Origin of the sequence: Streptomyces sp. NPDC048565 (genome assembly GCF_040650935.1) — a bacterium.
Taxonomy (GTDB): Bacteria; Actinomycetota; Actinomycetes; order Streptomycetales; family Streptomycetaceae; genus Streptomyces.
The window spans coordinates 80,862-93,160 of the sequence record NZ_JBEZIH010000032.1 but is presented as its reverse complement, the minus strand read 5'-3'; the positions used below and the strand labels follow the sequence as shown (position 1 = coordinate 93,160).

The 12,299-nt window shown below is 68.3% G+C and carries 8 protein-coding genes and 2 pseudogenes; 6 read left to right on the top strand and 4 right to left on the bottom strand.

Annotated elements, in window-relative coordinates; translation table 11 throughout:
• The 4 genes and pseudogenes from AB0C75_RS31205 to AB0C75_RS31190 all read left to right on the top strand — a co-directional run.
• Positions 1-414: pseudogene (locus tag AB0C75_RS31205) on the top strand (2-oxoglutarate ferredoxin oxidoreductase subunit alpha); the annotation flags it as partial.
• Positions 404-1,456 (top strand): 2-oxoacid:ferredoxin oxidoreductase subunit beta, encoded by a 1,053-nt coding sequence (locus tag AB0C75_RS31200; RefSeq protein ID WP_362895112.1) that lies wholly within the window; start codon positions 404-406, stop codon positions 1,454-1,456. The pseudogene AB0C75_RS31205 and the gene AB0C75_RS31200, both read left to right, overlap by 11 nt.
• Before the next feature lie 43 nt (positions 1,457-1,499).
• Entirely contained in the window at positions 1,500-1,856 is a 357-nt protein-coding gene (locus tag AB0C75_RS31195; RefSeq protein WP_362895110.1) for a hypothetical protein, read from the top strand.
• A 93-nt stretch (positions 1,857-1,949) separates the two neighbouring features.
• Positions 1,950-2,681: a hypothetical protein gene (locus tag AB0C75_RS31190; RefSeq protein ID WP_362895108.1), complete on the top strand. Its 732-nt coding sequence runs from the start codon at positions 1,950-1,952 to the stop codon at positions 2,679-2,681.
• A 455-nt stretch (positions 2,682-3,136) separates the two neighbouring features.
• Here AB0C75_RS31190 and AB0C75_RS31185 read toward each other — a convergent pair whose 3' ends face one another.
• Complete coding sequence (locus AB0C75_RS31185; RefSeq protein WP_362895106.1) at positions 3,137-7,510, bottom strand: trypsin-like peptidase domain-containing protein; 4,374 nt, start codon at positions 7,508-7,510, stop codon at positions 3,137-3,139.
• 49 nt (positions 7,511-7,559) lie between these two features.
• The gene (locus AB0C75_RS31180; RefSeq protein WP_362895104.1) at positions 7,560-7,934 is read right to left on the bottom strand and encodes a CU044_2847 family protein; all 375 of its coding nucleotides are present in this window, start codon (positions 7,932-7,934) and stop codon (positions 7,560-7,562) included.
• A gap of 390 nt (positions 7,935-8,324) precedes the next feature.
• Between AB0C75_RS31180 and AB0C75_RS31175 the strand changes: the two genes are divergently transcribed.
• Together AB0C75_RS31175 and AB0C75_RS31170 are read left to right on the top strand one after the other, a co-directional pair.
• The gene (locus AB0C75_RS31175) at positions 8,325-8,465 is read left to right on the top strand and encodes a hypothetical protein (RefSeq protein WP_362895102.1); all 141 of its coding nucleotides are present in this window, start codon (positions 8,325-8,327) and stop codon (positions 8,463-8,465) included.
• A 273-nt stretch (positions 8,466-8,738) separates the two neighbouring features.
• The gene (locus AB0C75_RS31170; protein WP_362895100.1) at positions 8,739-9,722 is read left to right on the top strand and encodes a TauD/TfdA family dioxygenase; all 984 of its coding nucleotides are present in this window, start codon (positions 8,739-8,741) and stop codon (positions 9,720-9,722) included.
• Positions 9,723-9,787: 65 nt separating this feature from the next.
• Here AB0C75_RS31170 and AB0C75_RS31165 read toward each other — a convergent pair whose 3' ends face one another.
• Together AB0C75_RS31165 and AB0C75_RS31160 are read right to left on the bottom strand one after the other, a co-directional pair.
• On the bottom strand, positions 9,788-11,596 hold the full coding sequence (locus AB0C75_RS31165) for an ABC transporter permease/substrate binding protein (RefSeq protein ID WP_362895098.1): 1,809 nt from the start codon (positions 11,594-11,596) through the stop codon (positions 9,788-9,790).
• A gap of 395 nt (positions 11,597-11,991) precedes the next feature.
• Positions 11,992-12,174 (bottom strand): annotated as a pseudogene (locus tag AB0C75_RS31160) (DNA-binding protein); the annotation flags it as partial.
• Positions 12,175-12,299 lie beyond the last annotated feature (125 nt).

Genomic DNA, 12,299 nt, shown 5'->3' with positions numbered 1-12,299 from the left:
ATCTCCTACGACCCGGCCAACCACGACTTCATGGTCCGCACCCGCCAGGCCAAGATCGACAACATCACCGTCCCGGACGTCGAGGTCGACGACCCGGCGGACGCGACCACCCTGGTCCTGGGCTGGGGCTCCACCTACGGCCCCATCACCGCAGCCGTACGCCGGCTCCGCGCATCCGGCGAGACCATCGCACAGGCCCACCTACGCCACCTCAACCCCTTCCCGAACAACCTCGGCGACGTACTCAAGCGCTACGACAAGGTCGTGGTCCCGGAGATGAACCTGGGCCAGCTGGCCCTGCTGCTGAGGGCCAAGTACCTGGTCGACGCCCGGAGCTACAACCAGGTCAACGGCATGCCCTTCAAGGCCGAGCAGCTCGCCACCGCCCTCAAGGAGACCATCGATGTCCAGTGAGGTCCTGTCGCTCGTGCCGAAGAGCGAAGCTTCCCTGAGCGCACGTGATTTCAAGTCCGACCAGGAAGTGCGCTGGTGCCCCGGGTGCGGTGACTACGCGGTCCTCGCCGCCGTACAGGGCTTCATGCCCGAACTCGGCCTGGCCAAGGAGAACATCACCTTCGTCTCCGGCATCGGCTGCTCCTCCCGCTTCCCCTACTACATGAACACCTACGGGATGCACTCCATCCACGGCCGCGCCCCCTCCATCGCCACCGGCCTGGCCACCTCACGTCGCGACCTGTCCGTCTGGGTCGTCACCGGCGACGGCGACGCACTGTCCATCGGCGGGAACCACCTCATCCACGCCCTGCGCCGCAACGTCAACCTCAAGATCCTCCTCTTCAACAACAGGATCTACGGCCTCACCAAAGGCCAGTACTCGCCGACCTCTGAACTCGGCAAGATCACCAAGTCCACCCCCATGGGCTCACTCGACGCCCCCTTCAACCCCGTCTCCCTCGCGCTGGGAGCCGAAGCCACCTTCGTCGCCCGCACCGTCGACTCCGACCGCAAACACCTCACCAGCGTCCTGCGCGCCGCAGCCGACCACCCCGGCACCGCACTCGTCGAGATCTACCAGAACTGCAACATCTTCAACGACGGCGCCTTCGAAGCACTCAAGGACAAGGACCAGGCCCAGGAAGCGGTCATCAGCCTCGAACACGGCCAACCCATCCGCTTCGGCACCGACCACACCAAGGGCGTCGTGCGCGACCCGCTGACCGGAGACCTGAGCGTCGTCACCGTCACCGAGGACAACCAGTCCGACATCCTCGTCCACGACGCCCACAACCCCAGCCCCACCACCGCCTTCGCCCTCTCCCGCCTCGCCGACGCCGACACCCTCCACCACACCCCCATCGGCGTCCTGCGCAGCGTCCAACGCCCCGTCTACGACACCCTCATGGCCGACCAACTCGACACCGCCATCGAGCAGAACGGCAAGGGAGAACTGGACATGCTCCTCGCCGGCAAGGACACCTGGACGGTCGTGGGCTGAGGCGGACGGGACCATCCGCTTCCGCCCGGCCTAGGCTTCGGGGATGGAGACCCCCGAGGGACGCCCGCCCACCGCTCACCCGGCCGAGCCGCTGCCCTGGTTCGGCAGCGGCAGGGACGGCTCCCAGCGGTTCCGGGCCCTCCGCAGGCCGAAGGACTGCCTCATCGCGGGGGCGCTGATGCTCGTTCTGGGGATCGGCGGCCTCGTCAGTGGCCTGGACGGTGGCCACAGCAGCCGTCGGAGCACGGCGAGCGACCTGCTGGGAAGCTGGGGTGACGTGATCGCCCTGCTGGTCGTCGTCCTGGTGAGCGGTCTCGGCGCGTTCCTGTTCGGCGTGGGAGCGGTCCGCCACCGCTGGTACCGCAGGTACCGGCGCACGCACGGACACCCGCCGTTCTGACGGCGTACGGCGTGAGGGCCCCCTCGGCCCCGAAAAACCACAGGCCCGACCGAAAGCCCGTGCGGTACGTTTCAGTCACTCGAAGGGGGCGAAGTGACGAAGCTCAACCAGATCATCGCCGTGGAGAAGGGTGTCAAGAGCAAGTCGCTCCAGGACATCACCGCGGCCCACCACAAGGTGCAGAAGCCGGCGCTGCTGGCAGGCATCTCGCGTACGTACCAGCCGAAGGACGAAGAGGGCGAGCAGCTGCCGCCCGAGTCCACGCGGGTGCAGATCAAGGCCGAGGAAGCGCTGCGTGAGATGTCCGCGTCGCTGACCCGGCTGTTCGACGTGACCGCGACGAAGGACTGGGCCAACTGCGAGGCCCGCGCGGACGTCACCGTCGACGGCCGTACGGTCGTCAGCGAGGTCCCGGTCAGCTACCTGCTCTTCCTGGAGAAGCAGCTCACCGACCTCCACACCTTCGTGAAGAAGCTCCCGGTCCTGGACGCGTCCGAGTCCTGGTCGCTGGACCCGTCCACGGACTGGTGGAAGACGGACCCGGTCCGCACCATCCGGACGAAGAAGGTCCCGCGTAACCACGTCAAGGCAGAGGCGACCGACAAGCACCCGGCGCAGGTCGACGTCTACTACGAGGACGTGCCCATCGGGTACTGGACGACCGTGAAGTTCTCCGGAGCGCTTCCGGCGCGACGGGTGAACGAGCTGCTGGAGCGCGTCGAGAAGCTCCAGCACGCGGTGAAGTTCGCCCGCGAGGAGGCCAACGGCGCCGAGGTCACCGACCAGCGGGTCGGAGACGCGGTGTTCGGCTACCTGTTCGGCTAACCTCGAACAACAGGCGGCACACCCCAAGAACGCCCCCGCGCCAATGCCGTGGGGGCTGCGCACCCTGCACGAGGCGGACTTGAGGTCCGCCCCGTGTGACGAGCGCAAGCTGAAACTGACGTTCAGCCTGAAGACGCGGTAACGGTGGAGGTTCGAGTCCTCCCCCCGGCACCACCTGCCGGGGTGGCCCAACATGGCAGAGGCAGCCGCGATCAATCTCAGACTCTCGCTCCAGCTTCAGTATCGCCGCCGATTGCCAGATCGACCGAGTACGGACGACCACCGTTGAATGCTGGTTCGAATCCGGCCTGCGCCTCTCCGCGGCGCGGTAGTTCAAAGGCAGAACGCGACGGTATGACGACTGATCCGCACTCTTAAACGGCGCTGGCAAGCGCAATTGGGTGGCAACCCCAGGGGCCCGGGAGCTGGATACGACTCCCGGGCTCCGCCACGCTCTACCGACCCGGACAGATCTCGTCCGGGATTCCGGTGGGCAGGCCCTTCCGTTCATCGGGAGTGAGATCGCGGCCGATGACTGCACAGAGGTGGCGATTCCAGAGGGCAGGGTCGAGGTGAATCGTGTCCGTGGCCCCGTCCACGACACGCAGAAGCGTTCTGCCGTCCCTGCTCGCAGCGAGGAAGGACTGATCCGTCTCGAAGTCGTACGACTCGAAGCTTCCGGGGTCCGAGACGCTCTGGAAGCGCACCGATTTCCCGTTGGCGAGGAAGAATTCCGTGCCGCCCTTCGTGAAGCCGGCCCACCAGTCGCCACTGGAGTTCAGCGGTCCCAGCGAGCCCACCGTCCGCTGAGGCGGTTGCCCGGCCCGGACCGACCACAGCTCGACCATGGAGCCCCGGGTCCGCGCAGTGGCATAGCGTCCGCTCCCCTCGCGGACGATCTGGGCGACATCCGGGCCGAGCCGCAGGCGGAGTCCCTTGTCCTCCTTGCCGGTTCGCAGATCGACGATGTGCGAGACCGGCTCGCCGCTGACCATGATCTGCACATGCCCTGGAACGGGATGTCGGCTCACGTAGAAGCCGGACTCATCGGGCTGCTCGTCCGAGGAGTACAGCGGCGGATTGCTCTTGGCGAGACCGAGCTCACGCGCGTCCAGTGTCTTCGAGAGGTGGCGCCCGTCCCGGGCGTCCCAGCGCTCGATCCGGCTGCCGGAGACCGTCACGAGTTCGCCGTCGCCGTCGCTGTCGCTGTCGCCGTCGCCGTCGCCGTCGCCGGTGAAGAGAAGTCTCAGCGGTTCAGGCGTCCCGTTCCGGTCGACGGGCGGCGGGACCGCGGTGATCTCGGCGAGCTTCTTCAGGGAGGGAAGTTCATGGATGAGGATCTTGTTCCGGTCCACCACATCGGCGACCAGGGTGCCGCGTCGGTTGACGGCCAGTACCCCGCTCTGGAAGCCCGAACTGGACGATCTCGGTACGTCCCTGGGGGGCAGCTTCGCTTCGGAGACGACCTGCCCGTCCGGGTCGACGACCGCCAGCCTGCTCTCTTTGAGTGAGACGACGTCGAGGACGCTGCCCAGTCGGGCCACCACAAGGTCACCGTCGAGCAGCACCGGAGAGTTGGTGATGAGGCTCATGTCACCGCTGTCGTCCTCGGCCAGTGAAACGCCGGTCACCGCCTCCGAGTCCCATGCGAACACCACGGGACGGCTCGAGTCCCCAAGGAGCCGTTCCGTGGTGCTTTCCTGTCGAGGGCCGTTGACGGATGCCGCCTTCTCGTCCAGCCGGTTGTCGACCAGCGTCCAGTCTCCGGAGGAGGAGTGCACCGCGAAGCGTTTCCCCGCCGCGTCGGCGGCGACCTTCCCGCAACCACCCTCTTTCGGCTCGTAGCGGTTCACCTCATGGCCGTCCGCCACGCGCAGGGACCGGTAGCGGGCCGCGCCCTGATCCCCCAGCACCCGGCAGACGGTCACCACACCGCCGTCACCGGACAAGGCACGCGCGGGGTGGAACAAAGAGTCGACGTCATTGGCCAGTTCACGTGCTTCGCCGGTCCGGATGTCCACTGCCGTCAGTGTGGACGCGTCTGCCGCGAGCTCACGCCCCTCGACCAGAAGCGTGTTTCCGTCCGGTCCGAATCGCACCTCCCGTGCCTCGGGGACGCGTCCGGGCACCTGCCGGGCCTGCTTCGTCCTCAGGTCCCACACCCGCAGCAGCCCATCGCCGGCCATCGTGACCACGCGTTCGCCGTCCGGGGAGAAGTCCGCGACATAGGGGTTGTCGTTGCGCAGTTGGCGGCTTCGTCCCTCCGCCTCGATCGAGGGATCGTGAATGCTGCTCGCGGGCCCCAGCAGGCCCTGCGCCCCTGCCGACCGGCCGCGCATGTCGCGCCAGTGCAGACTGCCTTCCGTCGTCAGGTACGCGATACGGCGTCCGTCCCTGGTGACGAGTGGCCTGAAGGCCAACTCGGCAAGGCTCAACTGCTCCCTCGACACCCGCCCGGCGGACGTACGGACGAAGAGGGTGGCCCGCCCCTGCTCGGTCGTCGCAAGCACCACCCGGCCGTCCACGCTCGAGGCCACATCGGAGATCGGCCCCTCCGTGCCGGTCAGGACCCAGGTGTTTCGCTTGAGCTGGTCGTACCGCCGCAGCATGGCGCCGCGTGCTTCTTGAGTCGAGGCGGCCTCGTACGCCGCCATCGCGACCAGGGCGGCCTTCCCTCGGTCCTGGTCGGCCAGCTGATCCGAAAGGCGCGCAAGCGCCCGTGACCGCCCCTCCGCCGCCCGTTCCGCGCTCACCTGTGACTCCTGCACGAGGAAAGTGCCCAGCCCTGCGATCAGAAGAAGGACCAGGGCCGCCGCGATCCACCCCGCGCGCACCCGAACCCGCCGTGCCCGCCGGCGCCGACGGGCCAGCGCGAGGAACTCCCTCTGCTCTTCCGTCAGGTCCGCGTCCCTGCCGCGCAACCTGGATTCGAGGGCGGCGAGTTGAATACTGCCCGGCAGCAGATCGGCCGAGCTGTCCGCCTTCTGCCACCGTTCCAGGTCGTGCTGCAGCTCGGCCCGCGCCGCGAGGAAGCCGGCGTCGGTTCTCACCAGCTCCGTGAGCGCCGGCCATACCGTGATCAGCGCCTCATGAGCCAGCTCCACACTCTCCGGCCGGCCAGCGCCTCCGTACAGGACCAGCAGGCGCCGCTGGGCCAGCGCCTTCGCCAGGTGCCAGCGTTCCTCCCCGGCCTCTTCGTGCGTCAGGGCGCGCCGCAGCGGAGCCTCGCCGCCGGGCAGTACTCGCACCAGCCCCGTCAGCAGCCGCCGCGCTACGGCCTCACCTCCACGGGGGACACACTCCTTCCACGCCTTCTCGGCATGGCGCCGCAGAGCACCGGACACCCCGCCGATGTCCTCGTACGTCGCGGCCCGCAACCGGCCGGCGGCCTGCCGTTCCCACAGCTGAGCCAGGACGAATCCCAGCAGCGGCAGGATCCCCGGCTCGCCGCCCGCGTCGTCCAGGATGCGACGGTCGAGCCCGGGGTCGTACTCGACCGCAGGCATGCGCTTCAGCGGTTCTGTGATCACGGCGTGCAGCTGGTCCCGGGTCATGGGCGTCAGCGGAAGCGTGGCCCCGCGTCGCAGCGCGGGGCCCAGGTGCGCGTGGCTCAGAGCGGTGTCCATGAAGTCGGCGCGCAGGGTGACGAGGACCCGCAGACCGTCCGGCCGCCGTTCCGGGAACAGCAGCTCGACGGTCTCGGCGATCTCCGGCCCCGGGCGGTTGAGCAGTGCCTCGCCCTGGTCGAGCACCACCAGCAACCGTTCCGGCGGCTGCCCTGTGACCCGGTGAGCGGTGTCCGCGAGCCCTGACTCGTTGAGCCAGTCCTCCACTTGACCGGCGTCCCGCGCACGCGGGGCTCCGTGCTGTCCGGACCTCGCGAGCTCGAACAGCTCGGTGGCGAGCGCGGCTCGCAGGGAAGCGGAACGGGTGGCGTTCGCCCGTAGAATCCGGTAGCCGTCCTGCCTCATCCTGGGCACCACACCGGCCAGCGCGAGCGACGACTTGCCGCAGCCCGACGGCCCGTACACCGTGACCGTGGGCTGATCGCCCCGCAGGGCGTTGATCACTCGCTCGATGTCGTCGTTCCGTCCGAAGAAGACATCCGCGTCGTCCTCCTGGAAAGTGGACAGGCCACGGAAGGGCGTGGCCGGGCTCACGAACGGAGCGAGTTCGGGCACTTCCTTCACCAGGGTTCTCATCCGCAGCACGAACGCCTGCTGGGCCTCGCTCACCGGCTGCGCCGCCACCATCATCCCGACGGCGGCACCCAGTTCGTCGTCCCAGACAGGGCTGCCGCTGAAGCCCCCCTTGACGTACACGGCCTCACCGTCGGCCCGCGAGAGCTGGATCCAGCCCTGGCGGGTGGGGCCGCGGAACCTGCCGCTCTGCCAGATTCCGTCCGGGCTGTCGTCGGTGAAGCCCACGGCGCGCGCGTCGTGGTCCCATACGCCGCGCTGGGGGTCGGTCACGGGAAGCGGACGGGCTCCGGGGATCCGGCTCCGTAATCGGAGTAGGGCGATGTCCCCGGTCTGGTCGGGCCTGATCGGTATCCAGCGCCTGACCTCGGCAGTCCGGTCGCCTCCGTCGACGCCGTCGGCGTTTTCTGCCAGCGGTACGTCGACCGTGACCTCGGTGCCGGCCTCGACCGCGTCCTCCCGGGGGCGGTCCAACGCGTCGGACAGCACATGGGCGCAGGTCAGCACCAGATCTGGACCTATGAGGAAGCCTGCGCCGCCGATCGCGCCGTCCATCCCCTTGACCCGGACGACCGCCGAGACCAGTGCCGACTCCGCCTCACCGTCGTCCCGCCCGTGAATGCCCTTCACTGTGACCCCCACCATGGCTCGGCTTGTTGTGCCCTGCCCTTCCCGAGGTTCAACCCTCCTGCGGAGAAGGTCTGTCGGAGACAGTCGCAGCACTCCTGTTCCATGTCAGGCGCACGGAGAAATTGGCTGATGTCGCCGTGCTGGCAATCACCACGTCCGCCTCGGCGGACAGTGACACCCCGAACTCCAGAGTCATCTCGTCCGGCGCGTTCGCCAGACCCCTGAACCGCCCGACGAAGCTCTCCGCCACGGGTCGCACGGTGTCCAGCATCTGCCCGAGCGACCGTTCGGCGCGAGCGATGGAGCGGCCGCCGCGGCCCACGCGGACCAGCGTCTCGTCCACCTCCCGGATCTGGACACGTACGAACTCATCGCCGCCGTCTCCCAGCGGGACTTCCACGGTGTGCACAGGCCGGTCGCCCATATCGCTCCTCCACTGCCCGGAAGCCGCAGATGGTATCGCCACCCCCGCGGGGGCGTTGGGAGTTGCGGACAGGGGCAGACCGCTATGACCGAAAGACATGTCCCTAAGTCCCCAGCAGAGGGCGGGGCGATGCTCCGCAGGGGGACGCGGCGAGCGGTGGGAGCGCCGATACGGGCGCCTCCACCGGTGATGCATCCGCCGACCGTTGCCACACCTCGGAGCTGGGCATGGACTCGTCCCTCCCGAGGGTGTGAGGGCACCGGCGATGACGAACAGCGCACCGCGATCGTCCTGGTCCACAACGACAACGCTTCTCGGGCCGGCTCGGGGTCGTGCCGGGACCCGGGGGCGGGCTTGACCGCCTGGGCGGGGCGGCACACAATGCGGAACATGACCCTGTACTCGCTGACCACCGTCGCCCTGCGGATGACGGGGCCTTGCGGCGAGTGCGCTCCGCGGTCCACCACCTGTCTGTGCCGCCGCGGCCGTATCGGCTCGCCGCCCGCGCGCATCGGCGTTCACTCGCGCTGATTGGCAGTCAACCACTCGGCTGCTTCCCAGGATGAAGCCGAGATCCGGTGAACGCCGGTGTTGTCTCTCCCAGGCCCTTCACGGCCCCACCGTGTCCCGCATCTGCCCGGCAGGCACGCGGCGCGGACGTGAACGTTCCATCTCATCGCTCGCCGCCCTCATCGCACCGCCGGAGGCCTCGGCCGCTGTCTCGGGTTCCCGCCCGTCCCTTCGGGTGCCCGGGCTTGCCCACCGGAGCCCACGGCGGCTCGCTCTCCGCCAAGGAGGAACCGTATGACCACCACCGCTTCCCCGAATGCGACCGCCACGACCGCCACGACCGCCCACCGGCCCTCCGCCACCCCGCTCGTCCTCCGCGAGGCACGCATACCGCAGGACGGCCTGTACGAGGGGGACCGCGTCCTGGAACGCCTGCCGGCCGATGTGACCGCGCGGCCGTACACCCTCTTCGACGTCGTCCCTCAGGCCCGCACGATCGGCGCGGAGATCCAGGGCCTCGACCTCACCCGTCCGCTGGAGCCGGCCCTGCGCGAAGAGCTGAACCGTGCACTGCTGGAGTGGAAGGTGCTCTTCTTCCGGGGGCAGAGCCTCACCTCGGCCGCCCAGCGCGATTTCGCACGTCACTGGGGCGAGCTGGAAGTCAACCCGCTGCTGGCCAGGGGAGACAGCGAGGACGTCGTGCGCTTCGACAAGGCGGCCGGGGCACCGAAGACGTTCGAGAACGTCTGGCACACGGACGTCACCTTCCGTGAGCGTCCGGCTCTCGGTGCCGTCCTGCAACTGCGTGAGGTGCCGCCGCTCGGGGGCGACACCATGTGGGCGGACATGGCTGCCGCCTACGACAACCTGCCGCAGGAGGTGAAGGACCGCATCGACGGGGCGAGCGCCGTCCACGACTTCATCCCCGGCTTCGCGCGCTTCTACGCGCCCGAGCAACTCGCCCCCCACCAGGCGGCGTTCCCGCCGGTCGAGCATCCGGTCGTGCGCACGCATCCGGAGTCGGGGCGGCGGATGCTGTTCGTGAACACCTCGTTCACGACCCGGATCGTCGGTATCGACCGGGCGGAGAGCGACCGGCTGCTGCGCTTCCTCTTCCAGCAGGCGCACGTACCCGAGTACCAGGTGCGTTTCCGCTGGCAGCCGGGCGACATAGCCTTCTGGGACAACCGGGCGACCCAGCACTACGCCGTGAACGACTACGCCCCGCACCGGCGGATCGCCGAGCGGGTCGCCATCGCGGGGGACCGCCCCTTCTGAGGGGACCGGCGACCGGCGGGCGCGGTACCGCGCCCGCCGGTCGGCCGCTGCCGTACGTCCCCGGGTCAGGGTGAGAGCGGCGCCATCTTGTCGACGATGTCCGGGTTCTTGGCGATCCACTTCTCCACGGCCGCTTCCTCATGGCCGGTGCCCTCGTCCTGGATGGTCGCCTCCAGGTCCCCGAGCTGCTCCTCCGACATGTGCCAGTCCTTGAGCCAGCCGTGGAACTCGGAGAACTTCTTCGGGAACGACTTGTGGCCGAGCGAGCGGATCTCGTTCACATCGCCCCACAACTTCTTGGGGTCATCGAGCTTGGTCAACTCGTACTTGCTGTAGGCCCAGTGCGGCGACCACAGGACGACCGCCACCGGTTCGTGCTTCCGCAGCGAACGCTGCAGCTCCAGGATCATGCTGGGGGAGCTGCCCTCGGTGACCGTGTACTCCTTGTCGAGGCCGTAACCGGGCAGCACCTCGTTCTTGAGCATGTTCATCTGGCCGGTTCCGGGCTCGATGCCGATGATCCGGCCGCCGAACTCCTTCGACCTGCCCTTCAGGTCCTCCATCGACTTGATGCCCTTGACATAGCTGGGCACCGTCACTTCCAGCGTGGTCGCGTCGTACCACGGACCCATGTCGACGAGGTCGTCCTTGTACTTGTCCCAGTACTGCTTCTGGGCGTTGGGGAGCCAGGCGTCGAACTCCACATCGACCTGGCCGCCGGCCATCGCGGTGAACATCGACCCGACGTCGTACTGGTGGATGCTGGGCTTGTATCCGCGCCGCTCCAGGACGTTCTTCCACAGGTAGGTGACAGCCACGTCCTCGTCCCACGGGAAGTAGCCGATGCTGGGAGCCGCACCTGCCTCCTTCCCCAGGTCCTTCTTGTCCACGTCCTGGCCGTCGTCGTCCGGTCCGGAGGCGATCTGCAGGCCGCCGGCGAGCAGCGCGAGGACCAGCACACCTATCCCCGCGAACGCCGTGTTGGGCCTCCACTGCAGGACCTTGCCCGCGCGGAGAGAGGCCGCCTTGGCCAGCGCACGGCGACCGAGCGGCGAGATGCGCTGATTCAGCGCACCGGTCATGCGGTCGAGGTACATGGCGAGGATGACCACCGCGAGACCCGCCTCGAAGCCGAGACCGATGTCCACCGAGCTGATGGCCTGGAAGACGACGGTACCGAGACCGTCGGCGCCGACCATGCCCGCGATGACCACCATGGACAGCGAGAGCATGATGATCTGGTTGACGCCGGCCATGATGGTCGGCAGGGCGAGCGGCAGCTGTACGCGCAGCAGAATGGCGCGCGGAGCGGCTCCGAACGCGTCAGCGGCCTCCACGACCTCCTCGTCGACCTGCCGGATACCGAGCTCCGTCATCCGGATGCCGGGCGGCATCGCGAAGATGATGGTGGCGACGATGCCGGGCACCACGCCCACCCCGAAGAAGGTGATACCGGGGACCAGGTAGACAAAGGCCGGCATCGTCTGCATGAAGTCGAGAACGGGCCGGAGGGTCGAACTCACCGATTTGTTGCGGGCCGCCCAGATGCCGAGTGGGACAGCGATCACCATGGTGATCGTGGCCGCCACGACGAGGAGCGACAGCGTCTGCATCGCCTTTTCCCACAACTCGATCGAGTTGATCAGGAAGAAGCCAGCGGACGCGAGGACGGCTGCCACCAAGCCCCGCAGCCACCAGGCGATCAGCGCGAGGATCGCCCCCATCACCAGCCCGTCGGGGCCCGACATGACGAAGAACACGCCGTCGTACAGACCTTGGCCGACGGAGTGCAGGGAGTCGAAAAGCCAGGGCAGTCGAGCTTCCAGGAAATCGACGGCGCTGTTGACGCCGGAACCTATTTCGAGTCTGATCACGGCTTTTCCGCCTTCATCGCACCGGTGTCCGCGATGCGGACACCGGTGTTCATCGGTCGCCCGGCTCCCTCGCCGAAGGCCCTGTGCCTGCCTGGGGGCTCTGTTGTCAGCCTGGTCACGTGTACGTGTACCTTTCGCGTCGACCTGAGACCCGGCGAAGAGACATGGCGCCGCCCAGCCCCTCGGCGGTATGGGACATACGGATGCGCGCGGCATGTTGCCGTAGCGACGCCTCGGCCGGGCGGTCATGTGTCCTGGCAGCCGGGTCCTGGCATGCTGCCGTGCCATCCGCGCCGGCTGCCCGAAGGGCGTCCGCGCCCGGACAGGGTGATTCGGGCTGCGGCTACCCCGTGATCAGGAAGGCAAACGGATGGCGAGGCTTTCGTCCGGACGGATCAGACCTTGATGGCGGTGATTCGGCTTCCGCACAGCGCGGAGAGGTCTTCCGGGTCGGAGGTGAACACGATGACAGGGCCGGGTGAGGCGAGAGCGGTTGCGCCGAGCATGGCGTCGATCGCGTACTTGTGGCCGTGCAGGCCCGCATCGGCGAGCAGTACCGGGGCCTGCCGGCTGACCTTCCACGCGTGGCTTCTCCTCAATGGCACAATTGTGGTCGAGGCCGCTGGATGCGGTCAGGACTGGCCTCGCTCGGTCTCCCGGAAGCCCATAGAGGGTGTGCCGTCCGTCGGTGTGGACGTCCGGA

What these genes read in the sequence shown, in the direction of transcription:
- AB0C75_RS31175 (WP_362895102.1), top strand. Translation starts at nt 8,325, where the DNA reads ATGACCCTGTACTCGCTGACCACCGTCGCCCTGCGGATGACGGGGCCT.
- AB0C75_RS31200 (WP_362895112.1), top strand. Translation starts at nt 404, where the DNA reads ATGTCCAGTGAGGTCCTGTCGCTCGTGCCGAAGAGCGAAGCTTCCCTG.
- AB0C75_RS31180 (WP_362895104.1), bottom strand. Translation starts at nt 7,934, where the DNA reads ATGGGCGACCGGCCTGTGCACACCGTGGAAGTCCCGCTGGGAGACGGC.
- AB0C75_RS31195 (WP_362895110.1), top strand. Translation starts at nt 1,500, where the DNA reads ATGGAGACCCCCGAGGGACGCCCGCCCACCGCTCACCCGGCCGAGCCG.
- AB0C75_RS31170 (WP_362895100.1), top strand. Translation starts at nt 8,739, where the DNA reads ATGACCACCACCGCTTCCCCGAATGCGACCGCCACGACCGCCACGACC.